The organism is Photobacterium sp. R1 (assembly GCF_054600795.1).
In genome coordinates, this window is record NZ_BAAHZP010000006.1 from 259,043 (window position 1) to 278,462 (window position 19,420).

A 19,420-nucleotide genomic window follows, 5' to 3' on the forward strand; every position below is an offset into this window, starting at 1 on the left:
GCAGCCATTATAGGGTGTTTTCAGCTAATTGTGTTAGGAAGCCGTCAACATACTTGATGCGTTCCCGGCGATCCGTCAGCGGCGCTGTGACCTTCAGTTTGGTCGGGCCATCCATCCGGAATTGTTGTGGGTTTGATTGTAACAGACTCACAAGAAAACCGGGGTCTATGGCGGCATTTTCGGTAAATTCGAAATAACCGCCTTTTTCGCCGGCTTCAATCCGTCGCAGGCCCAGGCTGGCCGCTTTCAGTTTCAGCTTATTCAGGGTGAGCAGATTCGTTGTGGCATCCGGCAGCAGACCAAAGCGATCAATCAGCTCCACTTTCAGTTCATCCAGCGACTCTTCATTGCCGGCACTGGCGATGCGTTTGTAAAGCGACAGCCGGGTGTTGATATCCGGAATGTAGTCTTCCGGGAGCAAGGCTGGCAAACGCAGCTCGACCTCGGTCTGTTCACGCAGCAGATCATCCAGCGATGGTTCTTTTCCTGCTTTGAGTGACTCAACGGCCTGTTCCAGCATTTCCATAAACAGCGTAAAACCGACAGACTGGATCTGGCCGGATTGTTCGTCACCCAGCAGTTCACCTGCTCCCCGAATTTCGAGGTCGTGTGTTGCCAGCGTAAAGCCCGCTCCCAGATCTTCCAGTGACGCAATCGCTTCCAGACGTTTGACGGCATCTTTGGTCATGCGTTTCGGATGTGGCGTCAGCAGATAGGCGTAAGCCTGGTGATGGGAACGACCGACCCGTCCGCGTAACTGGTGTAACTGCGCCAGTCCCAGATGATCAGCTCTGTTGATGACGATGGTATTGGCTGTCGGAACGTCGATACCGGTTTCGATGATGGTTGTACACACCAGCAGATTGAAACGCTGGTGGTAAAAGTCGCTCATGATCCTTTCCAGATCGCGCTCACGCATCTGACCGTGTGCTGTGGTAATCCGGGCTTCCGGGATCAGCGTTGCCAGTTCCTGGGCCGCTTTTTCGATGCTTTCGACGTCATTGTGCAGGAAATACACCTGACCGCCACGCATGATTTCACGCAGCACCGCTTCCCGGATAATCAGATCTTCCCGCTCACGGACGAAGGTCTTGATCGCCAGTCGGCGTGCCGGCGGAGTGGCAATGATCGACAGATCCCGCATCCCGCTCATCGCCATATTCAGGGTTCGCGGAATCGGGGTTGCGGTCAGAGTCAGGATATCGACATCTGCGCGCAGCGATTTCAGTTTCTCTTTCTGGCGAACCCCAAATCGGTGTTCTTCATCGACAATCAGCAGGCCAAGATCATGATATTTGACCTCGGCATTGAGCAGCTTGTGGGTGCCAATCAGAATATCGACCTTGCCTTCTTTGACGTCTTCCAGAATGACCTTTTGCTCTTTGGCCGTTTTGAAACGGGACAGGACTTCAACCCGGACCGGTGTGTTGGCAAAACGATCGCGGAAGTTCTCGAAGTGCTGCTGAGCGAGCAGAGTTGTCGGGACCAGCACAGTCACTTGCTTGCTGTTATCGACGGCAACAAAAGCGGCACGCATGGCGACTTCGGTTTTACCAAAGCCCACGTCACCGCACACCAGCCGATCCATCGCTTTCGCCTGGCACATATCAGACAGCACCGCGTTGATTGCCAGTGCCTGATCGTGGGTCTCCTCAAACGGGAAACCGGTGCAGAAATCGGCGTAAGCCTCACGATCGAGTTTGAATTTGAAACCCGGTTTAAGCTCACGTTTCGCGTAGACATCCAGCAGCTCGGCGGCCACATCCCGGACTTTTTCAGCGGCTCTCTTCCGGGCTTTCTGCCAGGCTTCCCCGCCCAGCTTATGAATCGGGGCTGCTTCTTCGGCGCCGCCTGAATAGCGGCTGATCAGGTGTAGTGAGGCAACCGGCACATAGAGTTTGGCGCCGCCCTGATATTCAAGTGTGACGTATTCAGTCGTCAGGCCGCCGGCTTCCAGGGTCTGCAGTCCCTGATAGCGGCCAATGCCGTGATCCAGATGGACGACAGGCTGGCCGATTTTCAGTTCCGCCAGATTGCGAATAATGGTATCGGAGCTGACGGTCCGCTTTTCTTCACGCCGGCGACGCTGAATGACGCGTTCACCCAGCAAATCGCTTTCACAGATAAAGGCCAGCTGCGGATCTTCAAGAATAAATCCTTGTTCCGCAGCTCCGATCACCAGGGTGCAGGGACTGGCAGCAGCCATCGCTTCTTCCAGACTCTGGCAAACCATTGGCCGTAATTTGATCCGTGCCAGCAGATCGAGCAGGGCTTCGCGGCGCCCTTCACTGGCAACCGAGAATATGATTTTGCCGGTGAAGCTTTCCTGAAACTTGCGCAGGGCAGACATCGGTTCTTTGAGCTGATGGTTGATCGTCAGAGGCGGCACCGGTGTGATTGCCGGGTTGAATCGACCGGCTTTTTCTTCTTCCGGCGCTTTGCTCAGTCTGACCTGCGGCAGTGTTTTGAAGCCAGAGAACATGTCGCTTGCCGACAGCCAGAGCTCTTTCGGTTCAAGTAACGGGCGCAACGGATCGACGCGGCGTTCCTGATAGCGGTAATCTGCATCACTCAGAAAATGTTCGGCGGCCTGTTCCAATTCGCCAATGGTGAGCAGCAGGGTGTCTGCCGGCAGGTAGTCAAACAGGGTGTCTGTTTGCTCAAAAAACAGAGGTTGCCAGTATTCGATCCCGGCAGGCCAGGTCCGTTTACTGACCTGCTGATAAATTGACTCTGGTTCCCGGCGTGCTTCAAAGCGCTCGCGCCAGCGCATCCGGAAGTTTTCTACTGCCACTTCATCGGTTGGAAATTCATGGGCAGGCAGCAGATGAATGTTGCCGATTTCGCCGGTCGAACGCTGGGACTCCGGATCGAACTGGCGGATGGAATCCACTTCATCATCAAAGAAATCAATCCGGTACGGCTCGTTATTCCCCATCGGGAATAAATCGAGCAGTGAACCACGGCTGGCATACTCACCATGTTCCATCACCTGATCGACATGGCGATAACCGGCGGCTTCCAGCTGAAGGCGCAGTTTCTCCAGTGACAGACGATCGCCCTTGCTGACCAGCAAGGCATGTTGATGCAGAAAAGTGCGCGGTGTGAGTCGTTGCAGCAGGGTACTGACGGGAACCAGCAGGATGCCTTCATTCAGGGTAGGCAACTGATACAGGCGCGCCAGCCGGTCGGAGATGATGTCCTGATGCGGTGAAAAACTGTCGTAGGGCAGGGTTTCCCAGTCCGGAAACACATTGACCTCGACTTGGGTAAACTGGCTCACTTCCGGCTGCAGGCGAAGCGCGGTCTGAGTGTCCGGCACGACCGCCAGAACCGGCCCCTGATGACTCTTGGCCAGCTCGGCAATGGCAATCGCCAGCGCAGCTCCGGAAACCTGACCGACGAATCGTTTATCGCCGGCTTTGGTTGGTACCGGAAGCGAAAATAAAGTCTGTATTGTCATGACAAATTATTGGTTATCGTTTCGTTGCATCGCGCGTTGCCTCAGCAGTTTCTGCTGAATGTGTAACGCCGCACGGATAAGCAGATCCCTGTCTTCTTCCTGCAGTCGGGTGTAATGCAGGGTAACTTCAAAGCGATCATCCCCGACTGGCTGGCAGTTTTGTACACTGGCATAGCAATACACGGCAGCAGGCGGATTTTCAAGAAAGAGTTTCAAACGGACCGGGCTGCCGGCGTTCAGTGGCTGCCCGGAAATATAGGTCAGCTGACTGGCGCCAAAAGTTTGTGTGATCTGGCGAAATGCCGGATCATCCTGCTGAGCTAGCACAAACGACAGGAGCAGGTTGATTTTATGATTCTGGGTTGCCAGATAATCCAGCAGGGTGCGGTTCATGTTTTTACTTTCCTGCTGCAGAACCTTTTCAGCATTGTGCTCCAGTTCGCTGCATTCACTCGCAACACGAAATAGCGGCGGGATTTCGCGGATAAACGTCAGATCGTCGGGCAGTTCAAATTGTACCGGCAAAGGTTCAACATTAATGGTAAGCCCGGCATGGACTGAAAAGTACTCGTCCTGATTCATGTGTTACTCGTGTTTTCATGCAGATGCTTCGATTATCACTTAGCACAGGCTGGCGGGCAAGCCGGAGGCATCAAGAGCTTGATTTTTAGCCACTCTTTTTTCATTTCTTTTACACCACTTCGTGGTAATCCCGTTTGTCAGAAGGTATCCTTTTGAACACTGTTAACAGGATGGTTCCAGACCGAATGATGTTTCATCCATTGCCCGTATTTATTGGGCTTCGATATCTGAAAGGCCGTTCCGGCGATCGGTTCAGCCGCTTTGTTTCCGGCATGTCTACCGCAGGCATTACCATTGGTGTGCTGGCGCTGGTGATTGTGATCTCTGTCATGAACGGATTTGAGCAGCAGCTCAAAGATCGGATCTTAGGTGTGTTGCCTCAGGCGCTGATCTCACATCCCGATGGCCGCTTTACACAACCCGAGCAGCCACCGGCAGCACTTTCTGCAATCCCTCAGGTGAATCAGGTTGCGCCATTGACCCGTGCGGAAGCGGTGCTGCAAAGCCCGAATGCCCTTGCGGCGGGCTCTATGCTGGGTGTCACGCCGGATGGTTTTGAGCCGCTGGCTGCGCATATGGTGCAGGGCGCTGTCAGCGACCTGACACCCGGCAGCTACCGGGTGATTCTGGGGAATGGTATGGCACAGCAACTGGGTGTCAGAGTTGGCGACAAAGTTCGTCTGATGGTCACGAGTGTCAGTGTTTACACGCCGCTCGGCCGCATTCCCAGCCAGCGTAATTTCATCGTTGCCGGGATTTACTTCACCGGATCGGATGTTGATAAGTCACTGGTGCTGACCAATATTGAAGATGCCGGCCGATTGCTGCGTTATAAACCCGGTGAGTTTTCAGGCTGGCGCCTGTTCCTTGAGGATCCATTCAGTGTCACGCAGCTTTCTCAAATGCCGTTGCCGGACAACTGGCAGTGGTCTGACTGGCGGGAGCAGCGAGGCGAGCTGTTTCAGGCGGTCAAAATGGAAAAGAACATGATGGGCCTGATGCTGGGACTGGTGGTTGGTGTGGCCGCGTTTAATATCATTTCCGCCCTGATCATGGTTGTGATGGAAAAACAGGCTGAAGTGGCAATTCTGAAAACTCAGGGCATGACCAGCCGTCAGATTCTGCTGACTTTTATGGTTCAGGGCGCCAGCAGTGGGGTGATTGGGGCATTAGCCGGCGGCATTCTCGGGACCATCCTCGCTTTGAATATTAACCCCCTGATGTCGCTGCTGGGGATCAACCTGGTCAATCTGGGCGGCGCTTTGCCGGTTGAGGTGAAGCCGTTACAGGTCGCAACAGTCATTCTTGGCGCAATCAGCCTGAGTTTATTAGCAACCTTATTTCCTTCTTACCGGGCGGCTTCCGTCCGTCCTGCAGAGGCCTTGCGTTATGAGTAATTCATTGTTGGTATGCCGAAACCTCTTCAAGGTGTACCGGGAAGCCCAACTGGAAACCCAGGTACTGAATGATATCAGCCTGGAAATCAATGCCGGGGAACTGGTGGCGATTGTCGGTTCGTCCGGTTCCGGTAAAAGTACCTTGTTGCACCTGTTGGGAGCGCTGGATGCGCCAACGAAAGGGGATGTGTTTTTCAAAGGCCAGAAACTCAACAGTATGAGTGCGAATAAACAGGCGAAAATCCGCAATCAGGATATTGGCTTTGTTTACCAGTTCCATCATCTGCTTGCGGACTTTACGGCAGAAGAGAACGTCGCGATGCCATTGATGATTGGCGGTGTTTCGGCTGTGAAGGCAATCGAGCAGGCCAGAAGCATCCTGGGTCAGGTCGGTCTGAGTCACAGATACAGTCATCGTCCTTCTGAACTGAGTGGCGGTGAACGTCAGCGTGTGGCGATAGCCCGTGCTCTGGTGAATAAACCCGCGCTGGTACTGGCCGATGAACCGACCGGAAATCTGGATCATAAAACAGCACTGGAGATTTATGACCTGATGCGCAAGTTGAACCGGGAGTCCGGAACGGCTTTTCTGGTGGTGACCCATGATAATGAACTGGCATCAAAGCTGGATCGCTGTCTCCACATGCAGGATGGTCAGCTGGCGGCGGTTGAGGTGGCCTGATGCGTCCATTGTCATTATTTATCGGCAGTCGCTTCAGCCGGGCCAGAAAACGCAACCGGATGGTGTCATTTATCTCCATTTCCTCCATTTTGGGGATCGCGGTGGGCGTGGCGGTCATTATTATCGGCCTGTCAGCCATGAATGGTTTTGAGCGGGAATTGCAAAACCGGGTGCTGGCTGTGATTCCGCACGGAGAACTGGAAGCAGTTCGCCCGCCTTTCACCGAATGGAAACCGGTACTGGAAACGGTTGAGCAGAATCAGCGGGTGAAGGCGGCTGCGCCTTATGTCCAGTTTACTGCGTTGCTGGAGAAAGGGACTCAGCTGAAAGCGGTCGAAGTCCGGGGCGTTGATCCGCTGCTGGAAACCCGGGTCAGTGCGCTGCCAAATTATGTGAAGGACAATGCCTGGCAGAATCTGAAAGCAGGTCAGAAGCAGATTATTCTGGGACAGGGCGTTGCAGATTTACTGGGTATTGGTGTCGGAGACTGGATTTCAGCCATGTTGCCGAACCGGGATGGTGGTCAGCAGCTTAAAGCGCCTAAGCGGATTCGGCTTCAGGTGGCCGGTGTTCTGGCGCTGGGGGGGCAAATCGATCATAACTTTGCTCTGGTTCCGCTGAAAGATGCGCAGGACTATCTGACCATGGGTGAGGGAATCTCGGGGATTGCGATTAATGTCGACCAGGTGCTGGATGCTACGGCCATTGTCAAAGAGGTCGGCATGACCCTGCCTGTTTATGTCTACCTGAAGAGCTGGACTCAGAAATACGGTTATTTGTACCGGGATATTCAACTGGTCCGTACCATCATGTATCTGGTGATGGTTCTGGTGATCGGTGTCGCTTGTTTCAATATCATCTCGACTCTGATGATGGCCGTGAAAGACCGGGCGGCAGATATTGCGATTCTGCGCACAATGGGCGCGGGCGATCGGCTGGTGCGGATGATTTTTGTCTGGCACGGATTGCTTGCAGGCCTGCTGGGGAGTTTGCTGGGCGCTGCGCTCGGTGCTTCCGTGGCGCTGAATCTGACGTCAATTGCTCAGTTTGTCGAACGTCTGACCGGACACAAGTTCCTGTCCGGGGATATTTACTTTGTGAATTTTCTGCCGACCCAGCTGGAATGGCAGGATGTTGTGCTGGTCATGGCGACGGCCACTTTGCTGAGCCTGTTGGCGACCTGGTATCCGGCCAGACGTGCCAGTGCATTACAACCGGCACAGGTACTGAGTGCGAAATAACTGAAGGTTTACGTGCAAAATGTGTGATATGCCCCGGAGCGGAACCAGACAGATTGTCTGATGTCTCCGGAAGCATGGTGCTGTGTCTTCCAGTTCGATTTCCAATAAAAAACCTCGCATTGCGAGGTTTTTTTGTATCGGTGCAGAATGCGGTTAACGGAAACGGCGTTTGTTCCAGCTGCGTACGACAGAATAGCGCCAGAATCCCCGGATACCAAAGTAGCCAACCAGCGCACAGATCGTGCCACAAACAAAGCAGCCCAGCAGAAATGGCGGGCCAATCTGACTCATCTGCTCCTGCAGGAAGGCCCAGGACAGTTCGAAGTGGAACGGCTGATAAGGCACATTCATTAACCACGCCCCGAGTTTATAGGCCGCATAAAACATGACGGGCATGGTAATGGGGTTCGTGATCCAAACGAGGGAGACGGAAAGCGGCAGGTTGACACCGAATAGTATGGCCAGACCGGCAGCCATGATCATCTGGCTCGGTAAAGGCACATAAGCCATAAACAGACCAACCGCAAATGCGCCTGAGGCAGAGCGGCGGTTCAGACACCACAGGTTAGGGTTATGCAGCACAGTACCAAACACTTTCAAAGCTTTATGGCTTTTAATCATTTCCGGGCTGGGCATGAAGCGTTTTATGAGTTGTTTTGGCATCGTATGTCGTTTTTTCTTTTGGCTGTATTCATCGGGTTGTCATGATGTACCAGATGACTGCCGGTTTATCTCTCGGGATTTTGTCACTTCACTTCTGGCCATCCTTGCCAGATTACATCTGCTTTATTACAGCCATGATTATCGGTGGAGCGATATACCTGTGTTTGCGATCCGTCATAATTTTGACGTTCGCGATGGGTGGGCTCTGGGCTTGGTTGATTGCAGCTGATTATAGTCAGACCGTGAACCGTCTTCCGCTGGAGCGCGGAAATATTACCATAACTGGCGAAGTTCGTAGCCTAATAAATCATAATATTCTTGATAAGAAATTCATTTTCTTAACTGAAACTGTGTCTGACCGCGATCTTCAGCGCAAAGAAAAGATACAGTTACAACTCGAATGGCCCAACGCACCTGTATTCAGACAAGGGCAGCGCTGGAAGTTCAATATTCGTGTGCGCCGTCCGAACGGACGTGTCAATGCGGCGGGATTTAATGCCGAACGATACGCCGTCGGAACCGGAATTCACGGAATTGGTACCGTGTTGTCCGGTCAGCTGTTGTCCGGGGTATCTGAGACCAGTCTTCGCCAGACCTGGTTCGAACAGGCGATAAAGCAGACAGAAATGTTGCCTTATCAGGCCTATTTACTGGCACTGAGTTTTGGTGAACGGCAAGGGCTGGATCAACAGGACTGGACAATTCTCCGCGACAGCGGGCTGGCACATCTGATGGCAATTTCCGGGCTGCATATCGGACTGGTCGTCGCCTGGGGCTGGTGGGCCGGGAACCGCGTGCGTGGCGCATTGCCGGAACTTCAGGAGACATACTGGTTGCCGTTATGGCTGGCGCTCTTACTCGCCTTGGGGTATGCCTGGCTGGCCGGTTTCAGTATACCGACCCAAAGAGCGCTGCTGATGTCCGCCCTCTGCTTATTGCTCATCCGGCTGGAAGTGGTCTGGAGTGGCATGCGAGTGTGGCTGCTGGTGTTCACTGTTTGTCTCTTCCTCAATCCCCTCGCAACATATTCGGCTGGTCTGTGGCTGTCCTTCGGCGCAGTGCTGGTGCTTTATCTGGCGAATGTCGGGGGGATCCGGCGCAGAAAAGGGATCTCGGTTTCTGGAGTCGCTGCCTGGCGAGAAAACTGCCGGGTATACATGTTGCTGCAACTGGTGTTACTGGGGCTGATGCTGCCATTACAATGGGTATGGTTTGGTGGGATTTCGCCGGTCGCGCCGCTCGTCAATCTGCTGGCTGTACCCTGGGTCAGCCTGATCACTGTGCCTTTGGTCCTGCTGGCTGTTGTTACGCTGGCCTTTCCGGCAATCTCAGGGATGTTCTGGCAAATGGCAGACGGGTCACTTCACCCGGTGATGAACGTCGCGACTCTGACTTCGGGGACCTGGCTGCCGCTTTCTGATGGATTGTTCTGGGGCTTGCTGATTCTGATCGTCCTGCTGACGATGGGATGGTTTCTGCCCTGGCGTCAGTTCGCAGGCTTACATCTGAGTGTGGCGATTGTGCTGTGGGGAAGTTATACCGGATATAAAAGTTATCGCGTCCCACCACAAGACTGGCAAATCGATATGCTGGATGTCGGACATGGTCTTGCCGTCATCATTCAGCGACATGGCCGGGCTGTTCTTTATGACACCGGAAACCACTGGCTGGGAGGCAGCATGGTGCTTTCCGTGGTAGAGCCAGTATTGCACCGGTGGGGCATTACCGGGCTCGATGGTTTCATGCTCAGTCACGCGGATGCTGACCATGCGGGTGGCACGGCAGATGTGCTGGAAAGACTTTCTCCTGACTGGCAACGAAGCAGCGACAGGCGTGAAGGTTTTGCCCCCTGTGTCCGCGGGCAAGCCTGGCGCTGGCTGGATTTGAGTTTTCAGGTGTTGTGGCCGCCAAAGCGGGTCGGGCGAGCAGCAAACCCGCATTCCTGCGTGATCCAGGTCAGTGATGCCCGGCTGAATCCTGAATCTCAGACAAGCCTGCTGTTAACCGGTGATATTGATGCCATTTCTGAACTCTTGCTGGCCCGGCTCGAACCTGAACTGAAAGCAGACATTTTACTGGTGCCACACCATGGCAGTAATACCTCGTCTACACAGACCTGGCTGCAATCGCTGCAAGCCCGTTACGCGTTGGTTTCAACGGGGAAATACAGCCCCTGGCCCTTACCATCAGTACGGATCCGGGAGCGTTATCGCTCGCATGGCATCACCTGGCTGGACACGTCGGAAAGCGGGCAAATCAGTCTTCGTATCCATAAGGGAGAGATCACGGTGACACGTTACCGGCAGGATCACAGAACGGACTGGTATCAGGCATTGTTCAGACCGTGATATTGACTGAATGATCTACAATTCGCTGTAAAAACAGGCGTGAGGCGCCTGCAGGCGTTGGCAACTGACTTGGTGCATTTCAAGTTAACGAGTAGAATAGCCGCCACTAACAGATAACAATCGGTTTTACATGACACAAGTTAACGATCAATCCACTTGGGATACGTTTAAACGACTCTGGCCTTCTATCAGTTTATATAAGACGGGGCTGATTGCCGCCGTTATCGCTCTGGTTGTCAATGCTGCCAGTGACGCACTGATGCTGTCGATGATCAAACCGTTGATGGACGAAAGTTTCGGCGGTCTGAACAGCGTGGAATCCAATTTCCTGGCAATGATGCCTTTTTATCTTCTTGGGTTGATGTTGGTTCGCGGCTTAAGCGGCTTTGTTTCAACTTACTGTCTGTCCTGGGTGTCGGGCAATGTGGTGATGAATATGCGTCGCCAGGTGTTTAACCATTTCATGAAAATGCCGGTCAGCTTTTTTGATAAGGAATCGTCCGGTGCGCTGCTTTCCCGCATTACCTATGACAGCGAGCAGGTTGCTTCCGCAACCAGTGGCGCGCTGGTCAGCCTGGTCCGTGAAGGGGCAACCATCATTGCCTTAATGACCATGATGTTCTGGAACAGCTGGCAACTCTCCGCCATCTTACTGGTGATTGCGCCTGTGGTCGCCATCAGTATCCGGATCGTCTCCAAGCGTTTTCGCCGCATTTCCAAAAACATGCAGGACACCATGGGGTCGGTCACTTCATCTGCCGAACAGATGCTGAAAGGACACAAAGTTGTGCTGAGCTACGGTGGTCAGCAGGTTGAGCAATCCCGCTTTGAGAAAGTCAGCAACAGTATGCGTCAGCAAACCATGAAGTTGGTTTCTGCGCAGGCGATCGCCAACCCGGTTATTCAGATTATTGCGTCGATGGCTCTGGTTGCTGTGCTGCTGCTGGCTAATACAGAAAGCCTGCGCAGCGAACTGACACCGGGAACCTTTGCGCTGGTATTTGGCGCCATGTTCGGCATGATGCGTCCGTTAAAAGCGCTGACCAATGTAACGTCTCAGTTCCAGCGTGGTATGGCCGCCTGTCAGACCCTGTTTGGCCTGATGGAAATGGAAACTGAAAAAGATCACGGTACATACGTTGCTGAACGTGTGAAAGGGAATGTCACTTTCAAAGACGTGACCTTCACTTATCCGACTAAAGACACACCCGCACTTCGTCAGGTCAGCTTTGATCTCCCTGCCGGTAAAACGCTGGCACTGGTCGGCCGCTCCGGTTCAGGAAAAAGTACTATTGCTAACCTGCTGACACGCTTCTATGACATCGATTCCGGTGTTATTACCATCGATGGCCGTGATATTCACGAATACAAGCTGGCCAATCTGCGTGATCAGGTCGCGATTGTCTCCCAGAATGTCCACCTGTTTAACGACTCGATTGCCAACAATATCGCATATGCCAGCGGCGATCGTTACAGCCGCGCAGATATTGAAAAAGCGGCTGAACTGGCTTATGCCATGGACTTCATTCAAGGCATGGAACAGGGGCTGGATACGGTTATCGGTGAAAACGGTGTCAGCTTGTCCGGTGGTCAGCGTCAGCGTATCGCCATTGCCCGTGCACTGCTGCGTGATGCGCCTATTCTGATTCTGGATGAGGCAACTTCGGCGCTGGATACGGAATCTGAGCGTGCGATTCAGGCGGCACTGGATGAGCTGCAGAAAGACAAAACGGTTCTGGTGATTGCACACCGTCTGTCGACGATCGAGAATGCTGATGAAATTCTGGTGGTGGATGAAGGTGAAATCATTGAGCGCGGTGTGCATGCGCAGTTGCTGGAAAAAGACGGCGCCTATGCACAGCTGCATCGCATTCAGTTTGGCGACTGAGCAGGCACCTCATGGCGAACCTGATCGAAAAAATCTGGTTTGAGCGCCACCCAGCCGGGTGGGCGCTTGCACCCGTGTTCTGGCCATTGAGCAAGCTCTTTGGCTGGCTGAGCCGGTCCCGCCGGCAGGCTTATCAGAACGGAAAGAAGCAGGCTTACCGCGCCTGTGTACCTGTGGTGGTTGTGGGTAATATTACCGCCGGAGGTAATGGCAAGACTCCGGTGGTGATTTGGTTGGTCGAGCAGCTTCAGGCTCAGGGCATGAAAGTCGGCGTGGTCTCCCGTGGCTATGGTGGTAAATCTGCACATTATCCGTTGCGGCTGACCGCACAGACAACCACGGCTGAAGCCGGTGATGAGCCTGTGCTGATCGCGCGTCGTACCGGCGCTCCGGTCGTGGTGGCGCCTCAACGATCTGAAGCGGTCAAAATGCTGGAAAATGAGGTCGATGTGATTATCACGGATGACGGTCTTCAGCACTATGCTCTCAGCAGGGACATCGAAATTGTCGTAATTGACGGCAAGCGCCGTTTTGGCAATGAAATGCTTATTCCAATGGGGCCGCTCCGTGAAACGTGTGACAGACTGAAGGACGTTGATTTCCTGATCTGTAACGGCGGAGATGCCAAGCCGGGTGAAATCAGTATGCAGCTGGAGCCCGAAATGATGGTGAATCTCGTGACAGGGGAACATCGCCCCGCAGAACGTTTGCAGGATGTTGTTGCAATGGCGGGTATCGGTCATCCGCCTCGTTTTTTCGCTACACTGAACGCATTAGGACTGACCCCTGTCCATTGCCAGTCTTTTCCGGATCATCAGCCGTATACAGTTGAAGCATTGAGCGAGCTGGAGAAGTTGGGCCAGCATCTGGTTATGACGGAAAAAGATGCGGTGAAATGTCAGGATTTCGCTCAGCCAAACTGGTGGTATCTGCCTGTCAGAGCCCGGTTGTCTGAACCGGAGTCGACAGAATTGTTGAATCAAATTAAAAAAGTGAAGGAAGAATATGGATCATCGTCTGCTTGAAATCGTTGCTTGCCCGGTATGTAAAGGCAAACTGCACTTTGATAAAGACAATCATGAGCTGATCTGCAAATTTGATCGTCTGGCTTATCCGATCAAAGACGGCATCCCGGTTCTTCTGGAGCCAGAAGCACGGACTCTGAGTGCGGAAGAGGTGATGTAATGTCATTTACGGTCATTATTCCGGCTCGCTATCAATCGTCACGTCTGCCGGGTAAACCGTTGGCTGATATTGCCGGAAAGCCGATGATCCAATGGGTCTACGAGCAGGCCAGCAAAGCAGGCGCAAAACAGGTGATTGTTGCAACAGATGATCAGCGTATTGCGGATACTGTGAAAGGCTTTGGTGGCGAGGTCTGTATGACGCGGGCTGATCATGATTCAGGGACTGAGCGTCTGGCCGAGGTGGTCGAAAAGTATCAGCTCGCTGCAGATGAAATTGTCGTGAATGTGCAGGGGGATGAGCCTTTAATTCCGCCGAGTATTATTCGTCAGGTAGCGGATAACCTTGCACACAGTATCGCGCCGATGGCGACACTGGCCGTTGAAATTGACCATGCTGATGAAGTCTTTAACCCGAATGCGGTGAAAGTTGTCACGGACAAAAATGGTTACGCGCTTTATTTCAGCCGTGCATCGATTCCATGGGATCGCGATAACTTCGCAAAACGCCCGCAGGAGATTCATCAGAACCTGCTGCGTCACATTGGGATTTATGCCTACCGGGCGGGTTTCATCAACACTTACATCCATTGGGAGCCCAGCACACTCGAGAAGATCGAGTCGCTGGAGCAACTGCGTGTGCTCTGGCATGGTGAGAAAATCCATGTCGATGTCGCGATTGAGCCGCCGCCAGCTGGTGTAGACACACCGGAAGATCTGGAAAAAGTCCGTTTGCTGATTCAGTAAACACGACATTCAACAGCCGGTCATCAGACCGGCTTTTTGCACGTCTTGACCATTCATATACAACCATTCTTAGCAACTGATTTTATATCAGTAACTCATTGTGCAGATTTCTCCTTTTTATTCGTTATAAAATAAGTTGCTTATCAGGCGGCGGTGTTGGACTTGTAATTGCTCCGATGCTTTACCCAAATCTGACGCTTCATATGGCGACTAATGCAGGTTAACGATGGAAAAGATTTCTCGGAGAGGTTTACTGAAAGGTGCTGTGATTACCGGTGTTTCGGGTGCCACAGGCGCGTGGTGGCTCAATGCCGGGCAAACGCCGAAGGAGGCTTTGGACAACATGTTCAATGATGCTTTAACGGATCTGCCTGCCGCATCAATTAGCGCCGCTTTGATCAAAAATGGCCAGATGGTTTGGGGAAAAGGTTTTGGTTATCAAAACTTGGATAGCGGCGTGCCTGCAACGCTGGATAGTATCTGGCCGTCACTGGGTTCAGTCTCTAAATTGATCACCTGGACAGCCTTGATGCAACTGGTGGAAAACGGCAAGGTTGATCTGCATGGTGATGTCAGTGGTTATTTTGGCTTTCCGTTGAGAAATCCTGATTATCCGGAAACACCGATTACGCCTTATCATCTGCTCACGCACAGTTCTTCTTTGTCGACTCGAAGGATGACGTCAGCGCCGGACAGTATGGCCGATTTTTTCTGCTCGGCAGAAGGAGGGACATTAAAGGATTGGGTCGACACAAACATTGCCCCGGACGGTTTGAAAACCGATCTGAAAAAAGTGTTTGATCCCTATCGGCCCGGTGATTTCCCACAGTTGACTGCAGATCCACTGGGTGTGATTTCCGGCTACTCAAATCTGAATGCGATGGTGGCGGCATACCTCATTGAGCAGGTCAGCCAGATGTCTTTTGAATTCTATACTCGTCGTTTTATTTTTGAACCCATCTCGGCCACAGACATGGCGTGGACTACGAGTACCTTGGATCAACAACGGCTGATAACACCTTACGAAGCGAAGCGTAGCCCGCGGCCACCTGTCATGGCGGTCTATACCAATACCATGAGAGAGAAAGGTTACCTGAGTTCTGTCGAAGTACAGATGAATCGTGACGAAGCCTATTATGCCTTTACCCAATGTGAATATGATTCGCCATTTAATGCTGCGGGCTTGCTCGGGAGTTCAACAGTATCACTGGTCTCTTTTCTGTGTGCTTTTCTGCCTTCTAATCATGCGGCACAGCCTTTACTCAAAGTGGAGACCATGCAGCAATTATGGCAAATGCAGCGTCTGGATCCACTCACCGGGAGTGCTATTGGCCTGGGATGGTTTCGATTCCCATGGGGCAGGAATGAAGTTTTTGGGGACATGACGGCGGCGGACCGGGAATTTTATCCCGGGTCATGATTGATCCTTATTCTGGTGATGGGCTGGTTTTGTTGCTGAATAACTTCTTTATAGATTTCAGAAAGCGTGCCGCGTTGCTCGATCAGCTGGTGAAAATGCTGAAGAAGTTCTAGCCGGAAATTGTCCTGAATTTCATTCAATCCCGGAGGCGTATTGCCTCCGGTCGCGTTTGGGTTGATATGAATCTTCCGGTATCAGAAGAAACCCAGCGGATTCACATCGTAGCTCACCAGCAGGTTTTTGGTGTTCTGATAGTGATCCAGCATCATCTTGTGGGTTTCACGGCCAATCCCGGATTTCTTATAGCCGCCAAAGGCTGCATGAGCGGGGTAGGCGTGGTAGCAGTTGACCCAGATCCGGCCAGCTTCGATTTGCCGGCCCATGCGATAAGCGCGGTTGGCGTCCCGGGTCCACACCCCGGCCCCTAAGCCGTATTCGGTGTCATTGGCAATCGCCAGCGCCTCGGCTTCATCTTTGAAAGTGGTTATTGCAATCACAGGGCCGAAGATTTCTTCCTGAAACACCCGCATTTTATTGTGACCTTTCAGCATGGTCGGTGCGATGTAATAGCCGGATGCAATCTCTCCGGACTGCACTGCCACATCACCGCCCAGTAAGACTTCAGCACCTTCCTGACGGCCGATTTCGAGATAGCTCAGGATTTTGTCGAACTGCTCCTGAGATGCCTGCGCGCCGACCTGAGTGTCGGTATCCAGAGGGTTCCCCTGTTTAATGGTGCTGGCTCGTTCAATGACTTTGGTGATGAACTTGTCGTAAACCGATTCCTGCACCAGAACCCGGCTCGGACAGGTGCAGACTTCTCCCTGATTGAAGAAGGCCAGCAGCAAACCTTCGACACATTTATCCAGATAGGCATCTTCGTGATCGAAAATGTCTTCAAAGTAAACATTCGGTGATTTCCCGCCCAGCTCAACGGTGGACGGGATCAGGTTTTCTGCGGCGCATTTCAGAATGTGATGACCCACATCCGTCGAACCGGTAAAGGCCAGCTTGGCGATGCGTTTGCTGGTTGCCAGTGCCTGACCGGCTTCGCTGCCGAAGCCGTTGACGACGTTCACGACACCGGCCGGAATCAAGTCACCGATGGTTTCCAGCAGCACCAGAATGGAGGTTGGCGTCTGTTCGGCGGGCTTCAGAACCACACAGCATCCGGCGGCCATGGCTGGTGCCAGCTTCCACGCGGCCATCAGCATCGGGAAGTTCCAGGGAATAATCTGGCCGACCACGCCCACAGGTTCCGGAAAATGGTAGCTGGCGGTGTTGGCATCTAATTCAGCGGCGGTGCCTTCCTGTGCCCGGATACAACCGGCGAAGTAACGGAAATGATCGACGACCAGCGGCAGATCAGCTGCCAGTGTTTCACGTATGGGTTTGCCGTTTTCCCAGCACTCAGCAATGGCCAGCATTTCGAGGTTGGCTTCAATTCGGTCGGCAATTTTCAGCAGAATATTGGAACGCTCGGTCACACTGGTCGCGGCCCATTTGGCACGCGCTTCATGGGCCGCATCCAGAGCCAGTTCAATATCGGCCGCACCGGAACGGGCAACCTGACAATAGGCCTTGCCATTGACCGGTGACACATTGTCGAAGTATTGGCCGGAGACAGGTTTGACCCATGCACCGCCAATGTAATTGTCGTAATGGGATTTGAATTGGATGAGCGCGTCAGCGGAACCCGGTTGAGCGTAGATCATAGCAATATCCTTTTCCTGTGGTTTCAAACCTTGACGAATCACCCGTCTTTTCAATGCGATAGACAAAAGAGTGATGTTTGCTTTCCCGATTCACAACGCAAGTTGCGGGCCAACGCGGCGGGCTTGTTGTTAAATAAATGTAAAGCTATGATGAATCAAATATTATTAAAAACGGTGCCGCTTAGGGCGCTGAACTGTTGTCCGCTGCCAGTGTTCCATTCTTTCTCAGAGAGGGATGGAACACTGTCCCAAAATGGAACACTTGATCATGCCGACACTTGCAAGCCGGGATCCCGCCGACTGGCTGTCCGAATCATGGCACCGATGCCAGATTGCCGGGCTGAGAGAGAGCCAACTGCCTGAAAATATCCGTCTGGAACACACACAGCTGGATGAGCGTCGCTCAGATGCTGCTGATTTGATTGCAGCCGTCGAACATAAGGCGGTGCCATTGTTCAATCAGGTTTTTGCCGGAACCAACAGCCGGTTGCTGCTGGGCGACACCGAAGGGGTGATTATCAAGTCCTGGGGGCAGTCCCGATTCGAGCAGCGATTAACCGGCATTGCGCTTGAGTCCGGTGTGTGCTGGCAAGAGCGGTTGAAAGGGACGAATGCCATCGGCAATGCACTCACCGAAAAACAGTTCATTACTGTGGTCGGTGATCAGCATTTCATTCGCCAGCACCGTTTTATCAGTTGCTCGGCAGGGCCGGTTTTCAGTCCGTCTGGTGAGCTGATTGGGGTGCTGGATATTACCAGCGAACAGCAGGTGCACTCCGACCAGACCCGGCTGTTTGTTCAGCATATGGTGCAACAAGTGGAAAATATGTTGTTGTGTCAGTTGCCGGAAGCCAGCATACGCATTGATCTGGCGTGCGATCAGACTTTGTTGCACACCGGCTGGCAGGGCATTCTGGTGGCCAATGAACAAGGGAAGATTCTGGCTTATAACAGTGTTGCCGAGCGCTTGCTGGGTCAACGTCCTGTGCTGGGCCGTGATATTGATGCGCTGGTGGCGTCCCGGCGGAGTACCCGGCATGCCCAGCCACTGGTTTTTCAGCGGAAAATGATGAAACCGGCACAGAAAAAAAACAGCATCTCATCTCGTCAGTTATGGTCACCGGCCTGCCCGTTGCATCATGGTGATGACCGGGTTGAACTGGCCTGGCAGCAAGCCTGTAAACTGATTGATAAAGACGTTAACTTGTTGGTGCTGGGTGAAACCGGTGTCGGGAAAGGGGAGTTCGTCAAACAGCTCCATCAGCACAGTGCCAGACGGCATGCCCCTCTGGTTTCCGTGAACTGTGGCGCGCTGCCGCAAAATCTGATTGAGTCTGAGTTGTTTGGGTATGTGCCAGGCGCTTTTACCGGTGCCAGCCGACAGGGGCAGCAAGGACGGATCCGGCAGGCGGATCAGGGGATTTTGTTTCTGGATGAAATTGCTGAATTGCCCTTATCCGCCCAAACCCGCCTGCTGCATGTTTTGCAGGAAAAAGAAGTGATGCCAGTGGGGGCAACCCAGTCTGTGAAAGTGGACATCCGGATTATTGCCGCGACCCATAAAGACCTGGCCCAAGCGGTTTCAGAAGGGCAGTTTCGGGAAGATTTGTATTACCGGCTCAATGGCTTGATTCTCAGTTTACCGCCATTGCGGGAGCGGCAGGACAAAGCCGAACTGATCGAGGCGATTTTGCTGCAATACAGTGATACGACCTTGCAGATTTGCTCTGAGTTATCAGACCGGCTGGCCGGATATCATTGGCCCGGGAATATTCGAGAACTGGACAATATGCTGAAAGTGGCCGCAGCGCTGGCAGAAGGCGAGCCGGTTCTGACTTTGGCACATTTACCGCAGCATTTCGCGACTCAATTACCATCTGCGGCTAATACAAGTCATGCCCGTCAGCAGACGAAAAAACTCGAAGCTGCAATTTCGGGCACTTTACTGGAAACCTATCAGGCCAATCACGGCAATATTTCCCGGACTGCAAAGATATTGGGTATCAGCCGCAATACCCTGTATCGCCGTCTGCGTAAGCTGGGTATTCAGGTGTAGTCAGTGACAAAAAAGAAACGCCAGACAAGAAACA

At 52.9% G+C, this 19,420-nt stretch carries 14 protein-coding genes; 10 read left to right on the forward strand and 4 right to left on the reverse strand.

Annotation, left to right across the window (positions count from 1 at the left end; genetic code table 11):
- Positions 1-7: 7 nt before the first annotated feature.
- Positions 8-3,463 carry a transcription-repair coupling factor gene (gene mfd, locus ACYP03_RS12465; RefSeq protein ID WP_459780127.1) on the reverse strand — a complete coding sequence of 1,152 codons (3,456 nt, stop codon included), beginning with the start codon at positions 3,461-3,463 and terminating at the stop codon, positions 8-10.
- 6 nt (positions 3,464-3,469) lie between these two features.
- Positions 3,470-4,045 carry a PilZ domain-containing protein gene (locus ACYP03_RS12470; RefSeq protein ID WP_459780129.1) on the reverse strand — a complete coding sequence of 192 codons (576 nt, stop codon included), beginning with the start codon at positions 4,043-4,045 and terminating at the stop codon, positions 3,470-3,472.
- 188 nt (positions 4,046-4,233) lie between these two features.
- On the opposite strand from ACYP03_RS12470, the gene lolC reads away from it, so the two are divergent.
- From lolC to lolE, 3 genes are read left to right on the forward strand one after another with little or no spacing between them, the layout of a single operon-like run.
- On the forward strand, positions 4,234-5,442 hold the full coding sequence (gene lolC / locus ACYP03_RS12475) for a lipoprotein-releasing ABC transporter permease subunit LolC (RefSeq protein WP_459780207.1): 1,209 nt from the start codon (positions 4,234-4,236) through the stop codon (positions 5,440-5,442).
- The gene (gene lolD, locus ACYP03_RS12480) at positions 5,435-6,124 is read left to right on the forward strand and encodes a lipoprotein-releasing ABC transporter ATP-binding protein LolD (RefSeq protein ID WP_459780131.1); all 690 of its coding nucleotides are present in this window, start codon (positions 5,435-5,437) and stop codon (positions 6,122-6,124) included. The genes lolC and lolD overlap by 8 nt, the downstream gene beginning before the upstream one ends.
- The gene (gene lolE / locus ACYP03_RS12485; RefSeq protein ID WP_459780209.1) at positions 6,121-7,365 is read left to right on the forward strand and encodes a lipoprotein-releasing ABC transporter permease subunit LolE; all 1,245 of its coding nucleotides are present in this window, start codon (positions 6,121-6,123) and stop codon (positions 7,363-7,365) included. Before lolD ends, lolE begins: the two co-directional genes overlap by 4 nt.
- Positions 7,366-7,518: 153 nt before the next feature.
- Here lolE and ACYP03_RS12490 read toward each other — a convergent pair whose 3' ends face one another.
- Positions 7,519-8,028, reverse strand: coding sequence for a DUF2062 domain-containing protein (locus ACYP03_RS12490; RefSeq protein ID WP_330959258.1), 510 nt, complete (start codon positions 8,026-8,028; stop codon positions 7,519-7,521).
- 53 nt (positions 8,029-8,081) lie between these two features.
- Between ACYP03_RS12490 and ACYP03_RS12495 the strand changes: the two genes are divergently transcribed.
- From ACYP03_RS12495 to ACYP03_RS12520, 6 genes are all read left to right on the forward strand, one after another.
- The gene (locus ACYP03_RS12495; RefSeq protein ID WP_459780211.1) at positions 8,082-10,376 is read left to right on the forward strand and encodes a DNA internalization-related competence protein ComEC/Rec2; all 2,295 of its coding nucleotides are present in this window, start codon (positions 8,082-8,084) and stop codon (positions 10,374-10,376) included.
- 130 nt (positions 10,377-10,506) lie between these two features.
- Positions 10,507-12,264 carry a lipid A ABC transporter ATP-binding protein/permease MsbA gene (msbA, locus tag ACYP03_RS12500; RefSeq protein WP_459780132.1) on the forward strand — a complete coding sequence of 586 codons (1,758 nt, stop codon included), beginning with the start codon at positions 10,507-10,509 and terminating at the stop codon, positions 12,262-12,264.
- An 11-nt stretch (positions 12,265-12,275) separates the two neighbouring features.
- On the forward strand, positions 12,276-13,289 hold the full coding sequence (lpxK, locus tag ACYP03_RS12505; RefSeq protein ID WP_459780134.1) for a tetraacyldisaccharide 4'-kinase: 1,014 nt from the start codon (positions 12,276-12,278) through the stop codon (positions 13,287-13,289).
- Positions 13,270-13,449, forward strand: coding sequence for a Trm112 family protein (locus ACYP03_RS12510; RefSeq protein WP_248140634.1), 180 nt, complete (start codon positions 13,270-13,272; stop codon positions 13,447-13,449). Before lpxK ends, ACYP03_RS12510 begins: the two co-directional genes overlap by 20 nt.
- Positions 13,449-14,195 carry a 3-deoxy-manno-octulosonate cytidylyltransferase gene (kdsB, locus tag ACYP03_RS12515; protein ID WP_248140633.1) on the forward strand — a complete coding sequence of 249 codons (747 nt, stop codon included), beginning with the start codon at positions 13,449-13,451 and terminating at the stop codon, positions 14,193-14,195. Before ACYP03_RS12510 ends, kdsB begins: the two co-directional genes overlap by 1 nt.
- A 226-nt stretch (positions 14,196-14,421) precedes the next feature.
- Positions 14,422-15,615, forward strand: a complete 1,194-nt coding sequence (locus ACYP03_RS12520; RefSeq protein WP_459780137.1) for a serine hydrolase domain-containing protein — start codon at positions 14,422-14,424, stop codon at positions 15,613-15,615.
- 194 nt (positions 15,616-15,809) lie between these two features.
- Here ACYP03_RS12520 and exaC read toward each other — a convergent pair whose 3' ends face one another.
- Positions 15,810-17,330: an acetaldehyde dehydrogenase ExaC gene (gene exaC / locus ACYP03_RS12525; RefSeq protein WP_459780139.1), complete on the reverse strand. Its 1,521-nt coding sequence runs from the start codon at positions 17,328-17,330 to the stop codon at positions 15,810-15,812.
- Positions 17,331-17,598: 268 nt separating this feature from the next.
- Between exaC and ACYP03_RS12530 the strand changes: the two genes are divergently transcribed.
- The gene (locus tag ACYP03_RS12530; RefSeq protein WP_459780141.1) at positions 17,599-19,386 is read left to right on the forward strand and encodes a sigma-54-dependent Fis family transcriptional regulator; all 1,788 of its coding nucleotides are present in this window, start codon (positions 17,599-17,601) and stop codon (positions 19,384-19,386) included.
- Positions 19,387-19,420: the final 34 nt, after the last annotated feature.